Origin of the sequence: Rhodococcus sp. ACPA4, assembly GCF_002300185.1 — a bacterium.
GTDB classification, from domain to species: domain Bacteria; phylum Actinomycetota; class Actinomycetes; order Mycobacteriales; family Mycobacteriaceae; genus Rhodococcus_F; species Rhodococcus_F globerula.
In genome coordinates this window covers 412,483-433,657 of record NZ_NSDY01000001.1, presented here as the reverse complement: position 1 = coordinate 433,657, position 21,175 = coordinate 412,483, and the positions used below count along the sequence as shown (strand labels likewise).

Sequence of the window (21,175 nt, the reverse complement as noted above, 5' to 3'; positions counted from 1 at the left end):
ACAGAATCACGGCTTGTGAAGAAATGGCTACTACTGATTGCCGCAATCGTGACCGAGGTCACCGCCACGCTCTCGTTGCGCGCAGCTCTCGATCACCCTGCCTGGTACGTAGTGGTCGCGGTGGGATACGTGGCAGCCTTCACCGCGCTGTCGTTCGTTCTCCGCGCAGGTATGGGACTTGGTGTTGCATACGGAATCTGGGGAGCGACCGGAGTTGTCCTGACCGCAATTCTCGCAACGCTTCTCTTCGGCGATCCCTTGACTGCGACGATGGGACTTGGCATTGCCTTGGTCATCGGTGGAGTCTTGTGTGTCGAACTCGGCTCGCAAGCAGCCGCCACTCGCGAATCGGGTGACCCCGCGTGACCTGGATATTTCTGATCGCGGCGATCCTGTCCGAGGTTTCCGCCACCCTGGCGCTGCGTATGGCGTCGCAAACTGGAAGCAACAAGAAGTGGTTCGTCGTGGTGGGCGCGGGCTATGTGGCCTCCTTCGCATTTCTGACACTCGCGCTCGACGCCGGCCTTGCCCTCGGAGTGGCGTACGGAATCTGGACGGCCTGCGGGGTGGCGCTAACTGCCCTCGCGTGCCGAATCCTGTTTCGCGAAGCCCTGACGAAGCTCATGGCGGCGGGAATTGCCCTGATTGCCGCCGGTGTTGTCCTCATCGAACTCGGCGCCGGTCACTAGGCCAACCGACGCCAGGTGGCGATTCAGGATCGGACCGATGACTGCCAAACCCGGAGGGCTCGTCATCTGCTCATGCGTCGTGGGGATCTTGTACTCGTGGATGTCGCCCACGATGTAGTCCTTCCAGTCCGCTGCCCCGATCGAGCCTTCGGGTCCGCCATTCCTTTCGGCTTCGCGCGATTCCACAGAGCTGAAGTAGAGAAGATCGGAGAGATCAAGGTTCGACGGGTGGTGCGCCACGGCATCATCGACCAGCTTGCAGTACTGCCGGTACAAAGTCCCGAGGTGATCGGCCGTCAGTGTCGAAAAGAATCCGCCCTTGCGGCGCAACAACTCCGCGACCTGATCGAATGTGGGGTCTTCCTCGAGCGCATCGAGAGAATCAACCTCGGCGAACTCGGCGACCAATCGCGCGACAGACGGCATCGGAGCGTCAACCTCCGTCATCAAGCGACTGTCCATCATCGCGAGCGTTGCAACGTCAGCACCGTCACGACGAAGCCTGGCCGCCATTGCATGTGCGATCTGGCCACCCACCGAGTATCCGAGCAGATGATAGGGCCCGTGTGGCTGCACGGATCGGATCTCACGGACGTAGCGGGCCGCGAGATCGTCGAGCGAATCGAAATGCACGGACGAATCTGTCAGTGCGGGTGATTGGATTCCGTAGATCGGGCGGTCACTGTCCACATACTGCACCAATCCACTGAAACACCACGCCAACCCGACCGCGGGATGGACACAAAAGAGCGGTTCACGATTCCCCGTGGCCCGCAGGGGAAGCATTACCCCGACCGCGTCGTTCGTCTCCGCTGTGCACGTCGCAATTCGGTGCGCCAACGTCGCGGGCGTCGACTCGGTGAAAATCCAGTGAACCGGCACTTCGGTCTCAATCGATTGATGCAATCGCGCAGCCACTGCGGTGGCTGTCAACGAATTGCCTCCGAGTGCAAAGAAATTGTCGTCGGCGCCCACTCGCGATATACCCAGTGCATCTGCAAACGCTGCGGCGACGGCGGCTTCCACGCCTTCTCGAGGCGGCCGATATTCTGCGCGCTGGGCTTCGAAGTCGGGTGTGGGCAATGCATCCCGGTCGATCTTCCCATTCGGAGTGACCGGCAACTCGTCAACCACCACCACCGCAGCGGGCACCATCTGCGCAGGCACCCGTCCTGCCACACAATCCACAATCGTCGAAATATCCAGGTTCACAGACGGTTCCGGCACCACATACCCGACCAACCGATCTTCCCGCACCGCAGCAGCCGCCCGAACCACCCCCACACACCCCAACAGCGCCGACTCCACCTCCCCCAACTCGATCCGAACACCACGCACCTTCACCTGCAGATCACCACGACCCACAAACTCCAACGCGAGACCCCCACCCGAAACCCGGCGCCACCGAACCACATCCCCCGTCCGATACAACCTCCGCCCACCGCCGCCAAACGGATCCGCCACAAACCTCGACGCAGTCAACCCTCTCCGATTCACATACCCGCGCGCCAAACCAGGACCCGAAAGATACAACTCCCCCACCGCACCCACCGGAACCGGACGCAACCAACCATCAAGAACAACCTCCGCCACACCCCGAATCGGGCCACCAATAGTCACCGGATCCCCCACCACCAACGGCACACTCGCATTCGACTGCACCGTCGCCTCCGCCGGACCATACGTATTCACCACCACCCGACCCGGCGAACACCACCGCGCCACCAACTCCGGCGAACACACCTCACCCCCCACCACCACCGTCGACAAATCCTCCAGACCGGACGGATCAACAGTCCCCAACACCGTCGGCGTCAACGCAACATGAGAAACCCTCTCCCGCACCAACAACTCCCGAAGATCCTCCCCACCGAACACCCCCGGCGGAGCAACCACCAACCGGCCACCAGAACCCAACGCCCACAACTGCTCCAACATCGCAGCATCAAAACTCGGCGACGCGCCATGCAACACCACCGAGTCGGCACCCAAACCGAACCGAACACACTGATCCACAACCAAATTCGCCAACCCCCGATGCGGCACCACCACACCCTTCGGCACACCGGTCGACCCCGACGTATACACCACATACGCCGCCCCATCCGGACGCAGTGTTCCGCCCCGATCCGCATCCGTCACCGGCCCAGCATCAAACCCCGCCAACGCACCCTCGAACTCGGGATCATCGAGCACCACCCACGGCACCGAACCCGGCAACACCCCACCATGATCCGAAGACGTAACACCCAGCACCGCACCACAATCAGCAAGCATGAACTCCACCCGCGCCGCCGGATACCCCGGATCAACCGCAACAAACGCCGCCCCCGACTTCGCCACCGCACACAACGCCACCACCGACAACACCGACCGCGACAACGCCACCGCAACACACGACCCCGAACCAACACCACGGCTAATCAACAACCGCGCCAACCGATTCGACCAACCATCCAACTCCCCATACGACAACCGCTCATCACCACACACGACTGCCAGTGCGTTCGGATCCCGCGCAGCCGACAGTAATTCCGGAAGCACATGTTCTTTCGCGGACAAACCACCCTGAACTGGAGCCAGTTCCCGCCGCTCCGAGGGCGAGAGCACGTCCAGCGCTGCAAGTGGTAGGTCAGGATCTGCGACTGTGGTGTTGATGACACGCAGAACCCGCTGCACAGCACTGCTCATCGTGTCGTTGTCGAAAAGTTCCGGTAGATACTTGATTCTGATGTGTAGTCGGTTGTCCAGGTGCGCAACGACGCCGATCGGATAGTGCGCAGCGTCAACACCACTCACATCAACCACCCGCATACCCGCAATATCCGTCTCCGCAGTCAACCCACCACGATCGACCGGATACGACTCGAACACCGTCATCGAGTCGAACACCGCACCCGGCCCCGCCACCCGCTGAATATCCGCCAAACCCACATACTGATGATCCAAAAGCCCAGCCTGCTCAGCCTGAATCCGGCCGAGAAGCGAACCAAGAGTCTCCCCCCGATCCAACCGAACCCGCACCGGCACCGTATTGACAAACAAACCGATCATCGACTCCACACCCGCAACCTGCGGAGGACGACCAGCCACCGTCGAACCGAATGTCACATCATCACGAGAAGTCCACCCACCCAACACAATCGACCATGCCATCTCGATCACCGAATTCACAGTCACCCCCCGACCCCGAACAAACGACATCAACCCCGCAGTCTGCTCCTCGGTCAACTCACCGAACACATCCCGCGACTCGCTGTACCGACGACCAGGATCGGCAGGTGCGACCAGGGTAGGGCTCGGGGCGCCGGCAAGTTGTTTGACCCACTCGTCCACAGATCCAGCGGTATCTTGCCGGTTGATCCACGCCAGGTAGTCGCGGTACGGGTACGCCCTGGGCAAGGCATCTTCACCTGCGGCATAAGCCAGCAGCACTTCACGCAACAAGAGTGGCGTCGACCAACCGTCGAGCAGCAGATGATGATTGGTCATTACGAGCCGGTAGCTCTGCGGACCTGTAGTCATGAGCAACCAGCGCAGCAGCGGCGCACGCGTGGGATCAAAACGGCGTGCTCTGTCAGCGGCCATCACCCGATCCAATTCCAGGCGGCGCGCTTCCTCGTCGAGTTCCGAGAGGTCCATCTCCGACCACACGACCGTCAGGTGTTCCTGAACCACCTGCACCGGCCCGGGTTCGAGGTCGGAGACAAATGCGGTCCTCAGATTCGGGTAGCGATCGAGCACCACCTGACCCGCCTGACGCAAACGCTCCGAATCGACCTCACCCCGCAATTCGACGGTCAATTGCACGACGTACGCGTCTATCGACTCCTCGGACAACAGGGCATGGAACAGCAAACCGGACTGAAGCGGGGACAACGGCCACACATCACTCAATGCGGGATACCTGTCCTCGAGCACGTCGATCTCACCTTGGCCGAGACTGACCAAGGCCAGGTCCGACGGTGTCCGCCCCCCGATGGGATGGTCGGCCAGCGCGGTCAACACTTCGGTCCACAACCGTGCCAGCTCGCTCACCTCGTCGACAGTCAGCACCCCCGTTGGGAATGACCACGTCGCACGTAATCGGGGCTTGCCCTGGCTACCGAGAGTCATGGCGTTGATCTCCAGGACGCTCGCTATCGGCATGTCAGGATCCTGAGCACCACCACGGTCGGAGCCGCCGAGCCTGCGATTTTCATCTAGTGGCGACCATCCGATTCCGTCTGAGATTGATGCTCCGACGCGCCCTAGATAGTTGAATCCGATCTGCGGTGTTGCGAGCTCCCGCATCTCAAAAGCGGTGTCCTCGTTGAGATACCGCAACAATCCGTACCCGATCCCGTGATCGGGTACCGCCCGGATCTGTTCCTTGACAGCTTTGACTGCGGCAGCCAATGCCGGGCCACCTGCGCAGGCGTCGTCGAGATCAATGTCTGCAAGATCCAGGCGCAGTGGAAAACTCGTGGTGAACCAGCCGACGGTACGACCCAGATCCGAACCGGGGACCGCGTTCTCCTCTCGTCCATGGCCTTCGAGCGCAATGAGCGTCGTGGCAATCGGGGCACCTGCCGACATCGGTCGGCGATCTCGCCGCCATTGCGTGACCGCGACTGCCAACGCAGACAGCAACCCATCGCTGACCCCACCGTGAAACGCCTGAGGAACTGTGGTCAGCAAGGCTTCTGTCACGTCGGTGGGCAGTTCCACGGAAACATGATCCGTCGATCTGTTCACATCGACCGACGGGTCGAGGGGCCGCGACCCGATCACCGGATCGTCGCCGGCCGTCATCGCTCGCCACCGGTCGAGTTCCGCTACTCGCTCCGGCCGACGGGCCTCCTCGACAAGCCCATGAGCCCAGCGACGCATCGACGTTCCAACCGCAGGCAACTCTGGTTCCACCCCAGCCACGATCTGCGACCACGCAATCGCCAGATCCGGCACCAACACTCGCCAGGACACACCGTCGATAGCCGAATGATGTACCACCACAAGAACACAGCCGTGCGCGCCATCCTCCACAGGTTCGAACCACACCACCTGCATCACCACACCGGCACCGGGATCAAGCCGATCCGCCGCAGCATCCAACTCCGCAGACGCGAGGTTGTTGAACTGGGAACTTCCCGGCTTCCCTCTCATCGGTACCCGGCAGATGAGGCGGTCCGCTCGAATCCCTCCTTCCGGCAACACCTCCCACGTCCAGCGGCCACCGGCTTGCTGCCGGAGCCGAGCCCGGAGAATGTCGTGATGGTCGAGCACCGCTTGTATCGTGCTCGCCAAGCTCTGTTCGTCTATTGCCTCCGGCAGATTCAGCATCAGCGCCTGTGAGAAGCGAGTAAACCCCGACGTGCCCCGTTCGAGGAGCCAGCGCATTATCGGCGTCAACGGAACCTCGCCGACCCCGCCCCCAGGCAGTTCTTCCAACGTGGCTGCCTCCAGTCCGTCACCGAAGACAGCAATCTCCGCCAACCCAGCCACTGTTTTACGCTCGAACACATCTCGCGGTGAGAAAACTATTCCGGTCGCCTTTGCCCGTGAGACCAATTGAATCGAAACGATGCTGTCACCGCCGAGGGCGAAGAACGAATCCTCCACGCCTACCGATTCGAGTCCGAGCACTTCCTCGAACAACCCTGCTAGTGCCGATTCAATCTCGGTTACCGGAGGGATGAATTCGCTGAGGCGCTCGTCAAAATCCGGTATGGGCAATACATCCCGGTCGATCTTCCCATTCGGCGTCACCGGTAACTCGTCAACCACCACCACCGCAGCCGGCACCATCTGCCGCACCAGACGCTCACCCACACCGGCCACCACCACGGCCGAATCCAAGGCCACCCCCGCTTCCGGCACCACATACCCGACCAGCCGATCTTCCCGCACCGCAGCAGCCGACCCAGCCACCCCCACACAGGCCAGCAACGCAGACTCCACCTCCCCCAACTCGATCCGAACACCACGCACCTTCACCTGCAGATCACCACGACCGACAAACTCCAACGCGAGACCCCCACCCGAAACCCGGCGCCACCGAACCACATCCCCCGTCCGATACAACCTCCGCCCGCAGCCGCCAAACGGATCCGCCACAAACCTCGACGCAGTCAACCCTCTCCGATTCACATACCCGCGCGCCAAACCAGGACCCGAAAGATACAACTCCCCCACCACACCCACCGGAACCGGACGCAACCAACCATCAAGAACAACCTCCGCCACACCCCGAATCGGCCCACCAATCGTCACCGAATCCCCCACCACCAACGGCACACTCGCATTCGACTGCACCGTCGCCTCCGCCGGACCATACGTATTCACCACCACCCGACCCGGCGAACACCACCGCGCCACCAACTCCGGCGAACACACCTCACCCCCCACCACCACCGTCGACAAATCCACAAGCCCGGACGGATCAACAGTCCCCAACACCGTCGGCGTCAACGCAACATGAGAAACCCTCTCCCGCACCAACAACTCCCGAAGCTCGCCGCCCCCGAACACCCCCGGTGGAGCAACCACCAACCGACCACCAGACCCCAACGCCCACAACTGCTCGAGCACCGCAGCATCAAAACTCGGCGACGCGCCATGCAACACCACCGAGTCGGCGCCCAAACCGAACCGAACACACTGATCCACAACCAAATTCGCCAAACCCCGATGCGTCACCACCACACCCTTCGGCACACCCGTCGACCCCGACGTATACACCACATACGCCGCCCCATCCGGATACAGCGATCCACCCCGATCCACATCCGTCACCGCATCAGCCGACAGCGTCGACAACTCCCGGTCCACCACTACATCATCAAGCACCAACCACGGCACCGAACCCGGCAACACCCCACCATGCTCCGAAGACGTAACACCCAGCACCGCACCACAATCAGCAAGCATGAACTCCACCCGCACCGCCGGATACCCCGGATCAACCGCAACAAACGCCGCCCCCGACTTCGCCACCGCACACAACACCACCACCGACAACACCGACCGCGACAACGCCACCGCAACACACGACCCCGAACCAACACCACGGCTAATCAACAACCGCGCCAACCGATTCGACCAACCATCCAACTCCCCATACGACAACCGCTCATCACCACACACAACAGCCAGCGCGTTCGGATCCCCCACAGCCAACAACTCCGGCAACACCAACACCCGACCACCCGCAACACCCGACACCGGAACCAACTCACCACATTCCGCCGGCGAGAGGAGACTGATATCCCCCACTCGGGTTGACGGCGCAGTCACGATGTCCTCGAGGATGCGTACAAATCGATCCGCAAAGCCCTGCACGGTATCCCGGTCGAGAATGTCGACGGCAAAACCGAAGGACGCAGACATCCCGGCGGGAGAACCGTCGCCGGGATCGAAGTCCTCGGCGAGACTCAAGTGCAGGTCGTACCGGGCGACCTCGACGTCCACGTCGAGAAGTTCGACGGTCAATTCCGGGAGCGCCAGTTCCGGTAACGCGGCATTCCTGAACTCGAGCATCACTTGAAACAACGGTGAGTGTGCGGTCGAGCGGACCGGATCGATTGCCTCGACCACTTGCTCGAACGGGGTCTGGGCGTGTGCGAACGCCCCCAGATCGCTCTCTCGAACCGTCGCCAGCACCTCCCCGAACGACGACCCGGATGTTACTGCCGTCCGCAACACCACTGTGTTGACGAACATGCCCACCATATCGTCGAGTGCAGCCTCACCACGCCCGGCTACCGGAGTACCCACCACAATGTCGCCGCTCCCACTCAACCGGCTGAGCAGGATGGCCAGCGCCGCATGCATGGTCATGAATATCGTCGAATCATGCTTGCGCGCAAGCAGTTGCAGCGCGCGATGCAACTGCGCACCGATCTCGAAGTGCACTGCGCTTCCTCGCATCTGCCGCCACGTCGGGCGGGCTCGATCCGTCGGCAACGGCAGGACGGCCGGTAACCCGGACAGCGCCTGTTGCCAGTACGTGAGCTCCTCGCCGGCAAGTGAACCCGGATCGGATTCGACGCCGAGCAGGCGGCGCTGCCACAAGGTGTAATCGGCATAGGTCACCGCAAGCGCCGCCCAATCCGGGATTCGCCGGTTCGCCCGCGCGGTGTACGCGGTCATCACATCGCGGGCCAGCGGCGGCATCGACGAACCGTCGGCAGCGATGTGGTGCACCACAATCACCAATACGTGCTGCTCTGGGCCAACCCTGAACAACGCTATCCGTACTGGAACTTCGTCGGTGACATCAAATCCGGACGACGCAAGCCGCTCGATGCGCCCGAGCAATTCGCTCTCACCTGCCACGTCGACCGGACTGAAATCCCGAAGCACTTGCCCTGTCGGAACAACCACCTGGTGCGGACCGTCCGACGATCCGGGGTACACCGTGCGAAGGGTGTCATGACGCTCGACGACGTCTGTCAGCGCCGCTCGGAAGGCGTCGGTATCCAGTTCTCCGGTCAGGCGGAGCGCGATGGGAATGTTGTACGCGGGCGACGATGTGTCCAATTGATTGACCAGCCACATACGATGCTGGGCAAGGGACACCGGAACTCTCTCGGGTCGCACACCTGCCGTCAAAGCGGGCCCCGCGGACGTCCGTCCGTCGGTGCGCTCGATCCAGCCTGCGAGCGCCGTCACGGTAGGTTCGTCGAACAGGTCCCGCACGCCCACTCCCTCGTTGAGCGCTGAATTGATCCGCGCCACAGCTTTGGTCGCGCTCAGAGAATTGCCGCCGAGGTCGAAGAAGTGTGCATCGGCGCCGAGGTGCTCGATGCCCAGCACCTCGGCGAACACACCGGCGATGGTCTCTTCGATCGGAGTTCGAGGCTGGCGGAACTCGGATCTTGATGCCCCGACATCGGGTTCTGGCAGGGCGCCGCGATCGAGCTTGCCGACCGGGGTCAGAGGGATAGCGTCGAGCACGGTGATTGTTGCCGGCACCATGTAGTCGGGCAGCAATCCCCGGACGTGGGTTCGTAATTCAGCCGGGGCGACGTTGTTGTCACCGGTGGGAAGCACATACGATGCCAAGCTGGTGTTTGCAGTGGGTTCGGTGTTTCCAGTGGGTTCGGTGTGTCCGAGTGTAACCGCAAATGCCACGCTCGGAAGTTCGGTCAATGCCGCATCGATCTCGCCGAGTTCTATCCGGAAACCGCGGATTTTCACTTGAAAATCGTTGCGGCCCAAGTACTCGATTGTCAGACGTCCCTCCTGATCGTGGCGCCATCGCACCATGTCCCCGGTGCGATACATACGGCGCCCCGGAGGCCCGAACGGATCGGCAACAAACCTCGACGCTGTTGTTCCCGTCTGGTTCCGATAGCCGCGCGCCAAGCCGACGCCGCCCAGATATAACTCCCCGACCACTCCGACCGGCACCGGTCGCAGTCGATCGTCGAGGACTACTTCGGCGAGACCGCGGATCGGACCTCCCAGTGTCAGTAGCTCACTACCCGACTCGATCGCCCCGACATTTGCCATGACCGTCGACTCGGTCGGGCCGTAGGCGTCGAACATCAACCGGCCGGCTGACCACCGACCCGCCAATTCCGGCGAACATGCCTCCCCGGCAACAACAAGGCACTGCAGCGAGGTTCGCCCCCGCGGGTCCAGTGATGCCAGCGCGGAAGGTGTGAGGACGGCATGTGTGATCTTCTCGCGATCGAGCAGCGCCGTGAGTTCGTCACCGCCGTATGTGGTTGGCGGCGTGATCACCAATCGGGCTCCCGACCCCAAGGCCCACATCAATTCGAACACCGACGCGTCGAAACTCGGAGATGCACAGTGCAATATTCGCGCGTGCGGCCCCGTCTCGAATCGTGTGCACTGCTCCGTCATCAGGTCGAGCAACCCTCGGTGCGGCACCACCACCCCTTTCGGAATCCCGGTCGACCCGGATGTGTAGATCACGTATGCCGGGTGGTCGATGTCGAGAGTCGCTGTCCGTTGCCCGTCGGTCACCGGCGCAGCGGAGGAACCCACGATCTCGGTAGCGGTGTCCTGGTCGTCGAGCACCAGCCACGGAACCGTCTGAGGCAGTTTTCGGGCATAGCTGGTGTTCGCCACACCGAGTACCGCCCCGGAATCGACGAGCATGTGTTCGAGTCGCGCCGACGGGTATCCCGGATCCACCGGAACAAACGCCGCACCGCTCTTCGTGACGGCCAATAGCGCCATCACCGAATCGATCGACCGCGGCAGTCCGATAGCCACCACCGACTCGGGTCCTATCTCATGGCCGATCAGATAGTGGGCCAGGCGATTCGATCGGCGATCCAGCTCTTCGTACGTCAGTGTGCAATCGCCGCCCACAAGAGCAATCGCGGTCGGATCGGCAGCGACAGCCTCTGCAAAAAGCAGCGGCAAACTCCGTGGTGGCAGTGCGGCCCCACCCCGTACCGGTGTCAGGTATTCATGCTCCGACGGCAAAAGCAGATCCATCTCGTAGATCCGAACCTCAGGATTCGCGACGCCACACTCGAGCACACGCACCAGACGCTCGGCGAGAATATCGATTGTTTCCGGGTCGTACACGTCGGTGGCAAACCCGAGATCCACCTGTACGCCCGAACGTCGACCGGTATCGGTAAACCTCTCGGCTACTGTGATATTCAGGTCGCAGTTCCAGGATGAACGCCATCCGTCGGGCGCGGTGAGAGCCACATCCGCCGCCGTGGTCGGCTCACAGCCACGGACGCCCAGCATTACGTGGAAGAGAGTCGAACCTACAGCCTCCGCGACCCGTTCCGCTGGTACCTGGGCATGAGCGAATGCATCACGCTCGCATCGGTTTACCTGATCTATCAGGTCGGCAAAGGAGATGTCCGGATCGACTCGAGTCCGCAGGACAACCGCGTCGACGACTGGGTCAGCTGCCTCATTCCGCCTGCGAACCGGCGCTCCCACCGAGATGTCGTCGGCGGCAGCCAGGCGAGCCAGCAGTACAGCCAGACCTGCGTGCATCACCGCAAATACTGTCGAACCGCGCTCGCGGGCAATGGATTCAAGCTGGCGATGCAACTCGGCACCCAGTTCGACCTGGCGCGATTCCAACAGCGGGGACCTGTCGGTCGAGCGACGCCGATCCGTCGGCAGGTCCAACCGCGCCGGGAGACCTGCCAGGCTGCGCCGCCAATAGTCCAGGTGCTGCACTGTTTCCATCCGGCGCTTGCCCACCACCGCGCTAGCAGCATGGATTGTGGAAATCGGTGTCGCCGGGCCTGCCGCGGCGAACTCCTCGACAACTGCGACGCAGCCGCGATGATGGCATTGCAACTCGCCTTCCGTATAGCGACCCGGATTTCCCCGGAACTCGACGAATGTTCTTACTGGAGTGCCACTTTGATAGATATTCACCAGCAGATCGTCGATCGGACCTGACGTCAGCACGTGGAACTCACCGCACACCGATCCGAAGTTGATCTCTTGACGGAACAGCATCACGTTGACGATCGGCCCGGTGGCCATGGAACGCCGCGCACCGGCACTCAAGCCACGGGCGATCTCTTCGAGATTGCCGCGCTGATGGCGCAGTGCACCGGTCAACTCGAGTCGGACACGATCGACCAGTTCGCCAACAGTGTCGTCGGGGCGGATATCAATCCGCAGTGGAACGATGTTGACGAGCATTCCGCCTGATCGGCGGAGCACAGCGGTTGTCCGGCCGGAAACGGGGATCTGCACGCAGACATCGGTGTGCCCCGTCATCCGGGAGAGGTAGCAGGCAAACCCGGCAATGATGGTGGCCGCCGACGTTCCGCTCGCGTGTCTTTCCGAATCCATCAGACGCGCAACAGTATTCTCCTCCAACGACGACGCCACCAGCGTGTCGGTGGCGACCGGAATCGCATACCGCTCGGCGAGACTCGAGCCTTCAGTCATGCCCCCCAGTCGCTCGGTCCAGTAGGCGCGATCGGACTCGAAGCGGCTTGAAGCACGGTAAGCGCAGTCGAGTTCGTACAAGGTGCGCAGGTCTACTGTCGGGTTGGGCGGCGGTTCACGCCCCTCCACAGCAGCTGTGTAGATCACGCCCATGCGATTGACCATCGTCACCGCGGCATAGGCGTCGAGCGCTACATGGTGAGCCCGGCCGTACCAGAGGTAATGCGCATCGCCGACTTGCAGCAGCGAGGACGCGATCAAACGCTCACGCATGGGATCCGTCGGCGTTGTGTATTCGTCGCGCATCCAGGCTTGTGCTGCCGCGACCGGATCGTGCTCACCACGAAAGTCGACAAATCCCAGTTCCTTGTCCTGACTGGGATCAAGAATTTGGCGGGGCTCGCCGTCGACTTCGATCAGTCGGAGGAACGCCCACTGGACCTCGCGTCCAGCGGTTACCGCCACCGAGCGGAACAGCGCAAGATCAAGTTCTCCGTGGAACTCGACGTATTCGGCGATGCAGTGCGGCAGTTCCGGAACGAGTTGCTGCGCCAGCCACACACCGTATTGAGCAGACGACAGCGGAAACGGATCTGAGGGTGAATCGGCAGGAGTAAGTTCCGGATCCGCGTTCGATTCGGGAACGCGGGCGTCGTTGCTACTGAGTCGAATTTCATCCATCAGTTATCTCCACATTCTGTCCATCGCACGCTTCGGCAAGATCCCACGGACTCAGCTCGACCTCGACGCCGACGTTCCCGCCGCCAACCACGACAGTGGAGTGGGCCATCAGAGATGTGTCGATGACAACCACAATGTCGCGCGGCAATCCGAGCGGTGACACTCCGAGACGTTGATATCCACATTTCTTCGAGACGCTGTCCTCACCCGCCACTTCCAGCCGACCCAACCCCAGATGACGGGAAATCGACGCCATGTCGATCCGCCGATCGATCGGGCACACCGCAAGGACAAGACGGGTTCCGGACTTTTGTTGCAACAGGATCGATTTCGTGATCCGACCCAGCGGAATCCCGAGTGTCCTCGAAACATCTTTCGGCGATAAAACTGGAAGATCGAAAGTGGAGTGGTCATGAACAATGACCGGGAATTTGAATTCTTCGACCGCCGCAGCAACTTGATCGTGCAATTCATTCACGGTGCACTCCTGCCCATTGTTCGAACTCCAGCGCGTCGTGCTAAGACTCCAGTTTCGAGACGATGTAGGCGCGGGCAGGCGGCGGAACAGTTGGCGCAAACCGCTTCAAATACGCAGCCATCCATTCGGAACGTTCGGTCAGGAACGGGTAGTCCGTGCTGACCATGTGCCTCACCGCCAGCATCGGAAGCGGTGCATCCAGTGGTTTGAAGTCGTCGTTCCATAAACCGGGCCTGGTACACCCTGGATAGAACTGTCCCAGCATCAGGCCTTTGTTGATGAAAGTGGACTTTCCATACGACTGAACCGCATCAATGATCGAGAAATCAGTCAGATCCGGAAATATCGCCAGAATCGCCTTGAATATTGCATCTTTCCCGTCACTGGGACTCAGCTCCGGAAATATGTCGGCCATGTCCTGCGCGATCTTTGTCATCAAGGAAAAATCTATGTTGTCACCTTGGACGATTCCTGCCCAGAAAAGGCGTCGTTCCAGCGATGGACCGGTAAATGGGCACACCGGACCTGCTCGCCCCAAATCCTGGTGTGGCTCAGTGAGATACTGGCGTGCCCAGTTTCGAAGAATTCCCATAGTCCGATCCGGACTATCGAATTCTTCCTCGTCCAAGATATTGAGGAATTCTATGTGCGATCTGGTACCTACAATCCGTTGATACGCCATTCGATTCGTCATTGTCGCAATCCTTATCACTGGCGAGGCTCCGCTTGTCGATAACGAAACTGTGCCTCCTGAGGAAGAACGTCGCGATCACGAGAGACCAATCTTCCGACCACGACCGTCACGCCTGTCGGTAGTGCGCTGACGGCACAGGTGCTCCTTGCAATGTGGTCATGTTGCCTCCCGAAATTACTTCTGACTCCCAGAATCGTCGGCACACGTACCGATGTCGTCACCGCTGACGCCCATCTGCGCTACCGACTGCCCCCACTGCCGCCATTCCCGCTACCTTCAATGCCATCACCGAGTCGCCCCGGAGCAACATCGCTGTCCTCGCGTATACCTGCAGACCGCAACTCGGTAGGCTCGAAGTTGATCGGCCCGGCGACGTTTGGGTGAACACCCAGTCATGGACCGGGAGTCTCGGAGTCGACGATGACAGATTTCAGTTTCGTTGCACCACATCGAGATAGAGACAGCAACGGCCGCAGCGCAGTCCGGGTGGTGCTGGCCGAGGACGACGTCCTACTCCGCGAAGGTCTCGCAAGCCTGCTGACCCGCTCGGGCGTCGACGTTGTGGGTCAGGCCGGCGATGCGGAGCAATTGCTGGATTCGGTCCGGGAAATGTCGCCGGATCTTGTGGTGGTCGACATCCGAATGCCACCGACTCATACGACCGAAGGACTCGACGCGGCCAAGGTGATCCGCGACGAACTCCCGGAAACCGGCATTCTGGTCCTGTCGGCGCACGCCGACGTCGAGCAGGCAATGGAGTTGCTCGCAAGCGGTCAAGGGATTGGCTACCTGCTCAAGAGCCGCATCACCGACGTGGACGATTTTGTCGAGACCCTCCAGCGAATCGCCAAGGGCGCGGCAGTTATCGACCCTGCCTTGGTTCGGGAGTTGGTGACGGCTCGCCGACGCAACGACCCACTTGCCGCCCTCAGCACGCGCGAACGAGAAGTGCTGGCATTGATGGCTGAAGGACGTTCGAACGTGGGTATCGCCCACAGGCTGTGTGTCACGCCGGGCACCGTCGAGAAACACGTCCGCAGCATTCTCACCAAACTGGAACTCACCGAGACCGGTGAAAACCACCGCCGAGTACTCGCTGTTGTCACCTACCTCCAAGCATGCTGACTGCTCGAGTCTCCAAGCGCACGCGCGATGGCTTAGTCACCTGCCGTCGCCGTAGACTGAAGCAGGAAACCGATGCCTCGTCAGCGCTGGGCGGTATGGCCGCGGCAATTTTTGTCGCAACGGGTTACTCATGGATATTTTTCGGACGAGAATCGCCCCGGGTGAGACGGTCGGATTGTTGGGCCGCCTGACGGAGTTGCTGCGCTCGACTCGTGATCGCAAATCGAGCGATCACGCATCCGCGGTCGGCGTCGACGATCTCGAGAAGTTCTTCGATCTTTCGTCCGATCTGCTCTGCATCGGCGGCATCGACGGTTTCTGCAAGCGAGTGAACCCGGCGTTCGAGAAGGCACTCGGGTACACGTCACAGGAAATGTTGAAGCGACCCTTCCTGGATCTTGTCCATCCTGCCGACAGAGCACGAACCATCGAGGCTCTCGACGATCTGGCCCGAGGTCTTCCAGTTGCACAATTCGAATCCCGACTCGTCTGCCAAGACGGCTCCGCGCGATGGATCGAATGGAACACCGTCCCGGCGCGCGATTCGCTCTATGCGGCCGGCCGCGACGTGACGGAGCGCCGCGTGGCCCAACAGATGATCGAAGCGAGCCATGCGGAGCTCAGGGCTCTCGTAGAGCAACAGGCCGCACTCCGACGCGTTGCGACCCTGATTGCGCACGGCACTTCCCCGTCGGACGTATGCGCTTCCGTCGCAGCGGAATTGACCCGAATACTGGGCAATCGATCGACCGGTTTGTATTGCTTCAGTCCTGACGGTATGTCCATGTTGGTGGCCTCCAACACAGAACCGGTCGGTGGGTCTGCGCGGGGCGCACCCCACCCCGTCGACGGCGAAAGTATTGCGGCACGAGTCTTCCGTTCCGGCCACTGCGCTCGGATCGACTCGGCGCAGAACTCGGAGGTCGGCGTGCCGATCGTCGTCGACGGCAACCTGTGGGGCGCGGCGGTGGTCGGGTCAACCGGCCCCGATCCCCTGCCGCCAGACACCGAAGCACGCGTCGGCGACTTCACTGATCTGTTGGCAACCGCAATCGCCAACGCTCAAGCCCACACACAACTGACCGCGTCGCGCGCCCGGATCGTCGCCGCCGCCGACGACGCACGGCACAGACTCGAACGCGATCTGCACGACGGTGCACAACAGCGCCTCGTCTCGCTTGGACTCGCGCTCCGGTCCGCTGAAGCGTCGGCGGATACCGAACCGGCCGCGCTCAAGGAACAGATCTCCGACATCGTGGCAGGACTCAACGATGTCTCCGCCGATCTCCGAGAAATCTCACGCGGAATCTATCCTGCAATCCGGTCCAAGGGAGGTCTCGGCCCAGCACTGAAAGCCCTTGCCCGCCGCTCCGCGATTCCCGTCGATCTGGATCTGCACCTCGACCCGCGAGTGCCGGAATCCACGGAAGTAGCGGCGTACTACGTCGCAGCGGAAGCCCTGACAAACGCAGCTAAACATGCCCGCGCGTCGGGGGTGCACCTGCAGGCCAGAACAACCGGCACCCACCTCGAACTCTCGGTCCGCGACGACGGGTCCGGAGGTGCCGACCCCGCCAAAGGGTCCGGACTGACCGGAATCAGGGATCGCGTCGAGGCCCTCGGCGGCCAGTTGGAAATCATTTCTCGAGCCGGCAGCGGTACCGCACTTCTTGCCGACATACCGATGGACGCCCCGTGACTGGTCTATACCAATCGTTAACCTGTTGTTCGTTTCGATGATCCTTGCTGGTCTAGACCAAAGGTCATGATCGCTTCATGCAAATTTTGATTGTCGGTGGCGGGATACTCGGAACGACGCACGCCGACGAGGCCATCCGCCGCGGACACGACGTCATCCATCTCGAACGTGAACCCGAAGCCCGTGGTGCAACGGTACGAAACTTCGGATTGGTCTGGGTATCCGGGCGAGCGCCTCACGAACTCGAGGCCACTCTCCGATCGCGAGAACTATGGGCCGATCTAGCCGTTCGCGTCCCGGGAATCGGATACCGCGCGGCCGGCTCCATCACCCTGATGCGCACGGAGGAGGAAGTTGCGGTAGCCGAGGAAGCGTTTGGGCGAGAAGACGCCGAGAACCGCGGCTTTTCGCTTCTCGACGCCGACGCAGTTCGCGTCATCAACCCCGCACTCCAAGGCAAGTTCCTCGGCGGCTTGCACTGCACTCTCGACGCAGCCGTTGAATCGCGCCAAGCGCTCCCGGCAATCCGCGGCTACCTCGGCGCCACCGGAAGATACACATTCCACGCCGGCACGGAAGCCCGCGAGATCACCACCACCGAATCCGGCGTTCACATTCGCGACGACCACGGACGCAGCTACGACGCAGACCTGGTAATCGTCTGCCCCGGAGCCACATTGGGCGGGTTGGCCCGCGACCTGGCCGGAGACCTTCCCCTTCGCCGAGTGCGCCTGCAGATGATGCAGACAGCGCCGCTCGGCGAAAAGCTCACCACCGCAATCGCCGACGGTGACAGCTTCCGGTACTACCCCGGCTTTGCGGGACCCGCACTGGATACCCTCCACAAAGTCCAGCCTCAAGAGCCGACTGCCGAACAGCACCGCATGCAACTCCTGTGCGTCCAGCGCCTGCACGGCGGGCTCACGATCGGCGACACCCACGAGTACGAGGAGCCCTTCAACTTCGACGTGGACGAGGAGCCATATCGTCACCTGTCCGGCGTCGTGGAAACCCTTCTCGGACGCGATCTTCCACCGATCGTCAAGCGTTGGGCCGGCGTGTACAGCCAATGCCTCGATCCCAGACAGCTGGTTCACCGCGCGCAAGCTGCCGACAACATCTGGGTGGTTGCCGGTCCCGGCGGGCGCGGAATGACGCTCGGCCCTGCCCTGGCCGAACAAACTGCTGATCAACTCGGACTCTGAAAACCTGCTGTGCGCCTTTGTCAACCGCCCGCGGTTAACAAAGGCGCACAGTGGGATTACCCCTTACGTAAGATGTACCGCTGGACCTTGCCACTCGGAGTCTTGGGCAGGCTCGGAACGAAGTGCACCGTACGCGGGTAGGCGTGAGCGGCAAACTTCTTCTTCACCAGGGTCTGCAGTTCCTTCTCCAAATCGTCGTCACCATCGACGCCTTCGCGCAGAACGACAAACGCCTCGAGAACTTCTCCGCGCAACTCGTCCGGCATACCCACAACCGCAGCCTCGATGACGTGCTCGTGCATGACCAGCACGCTTTCCACGTCGAAGGGGCCGATGCGGTAGCCCGCCATGATGATGACGTCGTCGTCACGCGAGGAGAAGAAGTAGAAACCCTCCTCGTCCGTCATGCCCGCGTCGCCGGTGATGTACCAGCGTCCGTCTTCGGTGAAGCGCTGCTTCGTCTTCTCCGGTGCGTCGACGTACCCGGTGAACCACATGAGTGGACTGTTGTGGGTATCGATCGCCACCCGGCCCGGTGTCCCGGCCGGAGCAATGTCGTCGGAATTGTCTTCCAGCACAGCGGTGGACCAGCCCGGCAATGGCAGACCCATCGAACCGGGGCGTACGTCCTCACGCAGACCGTCGGCCCACGCGTTGACGATGAACATGCCGTGCTCGGTCTGCCCGTAGTGATCCCGAACCTCGACGCCCAGCGAATCCTTGGACCACGCAACAACATCCGGCGTCAGCGGCTCACCTGCGGACGACGCGCGCCGTAGGGAGATACCGGCGGGGACAGGTGTCTTGTCAGCACGCAGGCTGCGGTACACCGTCGGTGCTGCGGCAAAATTGGTGACACCGAACTTCTCGATGATCTGCCACGTCAACGGCGCGGAGAAACCGGCGTGCAGTAGCAGGCTTCGAGTGCCTGCGGCCAACGGTCCGAGCAACGCGTAGTACAGGCCGTACGCCCAGCCCGGATCAGCGGCGTTCCAGAACACGTCGTCGCCGCGGACGTCGAGACCGAACTCCTGATACGCGTGGAACGACGCCAGCGCACGCACCGGAACCGGCACGCCCTTGGGCGTTCCCGTGGTGCCACTCGTGAACAACTGCACCATCGGGCCGTTGCCGCCGACAGCCTGAGCAGCGCCCTTCGGATCCTCGGCGTCCTGCGCCGCGACCAGGGTGCCGAAGTCCAACTCGTCGCCGACAGCGCCACCCGCAACGATGATCCGCCACGGGGCGTCGGCGGGAATGTCTTCACCCGGTGCCAACTTCTCCAGCTGATTCGCGTCGGAAATGACGACCTTCGCGCCGCTGGCAGTCAAGCGGAACGCAATTGCCGGAGCGGCAAACGCGGTGAACAACGGCACGTGAACTGCGCCGCGGCGCCAGATACCGAGCAGCGCGACCACCAGATCGGCGGACTTGCCCATGAGCGTCGCGACGTGGTCACCCGGTTCGACTCCGAGGTCCGACAGTGCCGCGGCAAACCGGGCGGACTGCTCACGTAGGTACCCGTACGTGAGGTCCACTGAGCTAAGGTCTGCCTCGACAACGGTGAAGGCAACGCCGTCCGCGGGGTGCCGGTCGCAGAGCAGTTCTGCGGCGCTGGCCTCGGGGGTGTCGTACTGATCCAAAAGCTCACGCACCCGCGCCGTGGGATCGGTGCTCATCAACATGCTCCTTTTTCATGGTCGTATTGTGGGTCGGCGGGTTTGATCACCGACTCGTCATACGCAGTGTCCACCACTTATGATCAAGCTCACAAGGAAACTTCACTACCCCCGGAAAGGGGTGCGGCGTGACCCGAAGTTCATCGTCACTTCTACGCCCCCGAGACGGGGACGCCATGCGGAGCGAACTCCGTTCGATCGCCGCTCAGGGCGTTGTTCCCGTGCTGTTCGGCGGTGAAGTACAGGACGAGACCCTGCACCTCACCGAATTTGTCGGCACGCGCACCAACAACCTCAAGGGCCTCGCCATCCCGCCGCGCTCCGGCATGGGTGGCCGCGCCGTCGCGCAGCGAGCACCGATCCTGGTTCACGACTACGGCAACTCCCAGTCCATCACTCATCACTTCGATCGACCGGTGCTGAGCGAGGGATTGCACTCCATCATTGCCGTTCCGGTCATGGTTGCCGGCAAATCTCGGGCTGTGCTGTATGCCGCAATCCGCGAGAGCGCCCCACTCGGCGACCGCGCCGGCGACGTCATGGTGTCCGCCTCCCGTCGACTGGGGATGGAATTCGCGATCCGCGACGAAGTCGACCGCCGCCTCCAGCTCCTGCAAGCCGCGTCCGCCGCAAGCAGCGACGGCATGTCCACCGAAGAGATCCGCGACGTGCACGCCGAACTGCGCAGTGTCGCAAACAGCGTCACGGATACCGATCTGCAGATCAAACTCCGCGGACTCTCGCAACGTCTCGCATCGATCCTTAGCCCCGCTGACCGCGACATGGCCTCGGCCGTGACCCTGACGCCACGCGAAATCGACGTCCTCTCACAGGTCGCCCTTGGATGTACCAACATCGAAGCAGCACAGCGTCTCTCAGTCAGCGCGGAAACCGTCAAGAGCTACCTGAGAAGCGCAATGGGCAAGCTCGACGCAAGCTCGCGCCACGAAGCAGTAGTGACGGCACGACGATTGGGCATACTGCCGTAAAACTGGGCGCAGCCCAGGAGCATGTACGGCTGGATGGCCGA

General features: G+C 61.9%; 10 protein-coding genes. 6 read left to right on the top strand and 4 right to left on the bottom strand.

Features of this window, described 5'->3' with window-relative positions:
- Positions 1-15: 15 nt before the first annotated feature.
- Together CJ178_RS01985 and CJ178_RS01980 are read left to right on the top strand one after the other, a co-directional pair.
- Positions 16-366, top strand: a complete 351-nt coding sequence (locus tag CJ178_RS01985; RefSeq protein ID WP_095887787.1) for a DMT family transporter — start codon at positions 16-18, stop codon at positions 364-366.
- Complete coding sequence (locus CJ178_RS01980; RefSeq protein WP_084702742.1) at positions 363-689, top strand: DMT family transporter; 327 nt, start codon at positions 363-365, stop codon at positions 687-689. Before CJ178_RS01985 ends, CJ178_RS01980 begins: the two co-directional genes overlap by 4 nt.
- On the opposite strand, the gene CJ178_RS33615 is transcribed toward CJ178_RS01980, so the two are convergent.
- The 3 genes from CJ178_RS33615 to CJ178_RS01965 are packed head-to-tail and all read right to left on the bottom strand — an operon-like array spanning position 573 to position 14,437.
- On the bottom strand, positions 573-13,265 hold the full coding sequence (locus tag CJ178_RS33615; protein WP_095885995.1) for a non-ribosomal peptide synthetase: 12,693 nt from the start codon (positions 13,263-13,265) through the stop codon (positions 573-575). The genes CJ178_RS01980 and CJ178_RS33615 overlap by 117 nt on opposite strands.
- On the bottom strand, positions 13,258-13,743 hold the full coding sequence (locus CJ178_RS01970) for an aminoacyl-tRNA deacylase (RefSeq protein WP_052683510.1): 486 nt from the start codon (positions 13,741-13,743) through the stop codon (positions 13,258-13,260). The genes CJ178_RS33615 and CJ178_RS01970 overlap by 8 nt, the downstream gene beginning before the upstream one ends.
- 40 nt (positions 13,744-13,783) lie before the next feature.
- Positions 13,784-14,437 carry a DUF6875 domain-containing protein gene (locus CJ178_RS01965; protein ID WP_095885994.1) on the bottom strand — a complete coding sequence of 218 codons (654 nt, stop codon included), beginning with the start codon at positions 14,435-14,437 and terminating at the stop codon, positions 13,784-13,786.
- 420 nt (positions 14,438-14,857) lie between these two features.
- Between CJ178_RS01965 and CJ178_RS01960 the strand changes: the two genes are divergently transcribed.
- The 3 genes from CJ178_RS01960 (at position 14,858) to CJ178_RS01950 (ending at position 18,466) form a co-directional block, all read left to right on the top strand.
- Positions 14,858-15,562 (top strand): response regulator, encoded by a 705-nt coding sequence (locus tag CJ178_RS01960; RefSeq protein ID WP_045067232.1) that lies wholly within the window; start codon positions 14,858-14,860, stop codon positions 15,560-15,562.
- 130 nt (positions 15,563-15,692) lie between these two features.
- The gene (locus tag CJ178_RS01955) at positions 15,693-17,261 is read left to right on the top strand and encodes a sensor histidine kinase (protein WP_095885993.1); all 1,569 of its coding nucleotides are present in this window, start codon (positions 15,693-15,695) and stop codon (positions 17,259-17,261) included.
- A gap of 77 nt (positions 17,262-17,338) precedes the next feature.
- The gene (locus tag CJ178_RS01950; protein ID WP_095885992.1) at positions 17,339-18,466 is read left to right on the top strand and encodes a TIGR03364 family FAD-dependent oxidoreductase; all 1,128 of its coding nucleotides are present in this window, start codon (positions 17,339-17,341) and stop codon (positions 18,464-18,466) included.
- A gap of 56 nt (positions 18,467-18,522) precedes the next feature.
- Here CJ178_RS01950 and CJ178_RS01945 read toward each other — a convergent pair whose 3' ends face one another.
- Entirely contained in the window at positions 18,523-20,145 is a 1,623-nt protein-coding gene (locus tag CJ178_RS01945; protein ID WP_095887786.1) for an AMP-binding protein, read from the bottom strand.
- Between the two features lie 176 nt (positions 20,146-20,321).
- On the opposite strand from CJ178_RS01945, the gene CJ178_RS01940 reads away from it, so the two are divergent.
- A complete protein-coding gene (locus CJ178_RS01940; RefSeq protein WP_045067230.1) occupies positions 20,322-21,134 on the top strand; it encodes a LuxR C-terminal-related transcriptional regulator in 813 nt (270 codons plus the stop codon).
- The last annotated feature ends 41 nt before the right edge of the window (positions 21,135-21,175 follow it).

What these genes read in the sequence shown, in the direction of transcription:
- CJ178_RS01965 (WP_095885994.1), bottom strand. Translation starts at nt 14,437, where the DNA reads ATGACGAATCGAATGGCGTATCAACGGATTGTAGGTACCAGATCGCAC.
- CJ178_RS01945 (WP_095887786.1), bottom strand. Translation starts at nt 20,145, where the DNA reads ATGAGCACCGATCCCACGGCGCGGGTGCGTGAGCTTTTGGATCAGTAC.
- CJ178_RS01950 (WP_095885992.1), top strand. Translation starts at nt 17,339, where the DNA reads ATGCAAATTTTGATTGTCGGTGGCGGGATACTCGGAACGACGCACGCC.
- CJ178_RS01960 (WP_045067232.1), top strand. Translation starts at nt 14,858, where the DNA reads ATGACAGATTTCAGTTTCGTTGCACCACATCGAGATAGAGACAGCAAC.
- CJ178_RS01955 (WP_095885993.1), top strand. Translation starts at nt 15,693, where the DNA reads ATGGATATTTTTCGGACGAGAATCGCCCCGGGTGAGACGGTCGGATTG.
- CJ178_RS33615 (WP_095885995.1), bottom strand. Translation starts at nt 13,265, where the DNA reads ATGGATGAAATTCGACTCAGTAGCAACGACGCCCGCGTTCCCGAATCG.
- CJ178_RS01940 (WP_045067230.1), top strand. Translation starts at nt 20,322, where the DNA reads ATGCGGAGCGAACTCCGTTCGATCGCCGCTCAGGGCGTTGTTCCCGTG.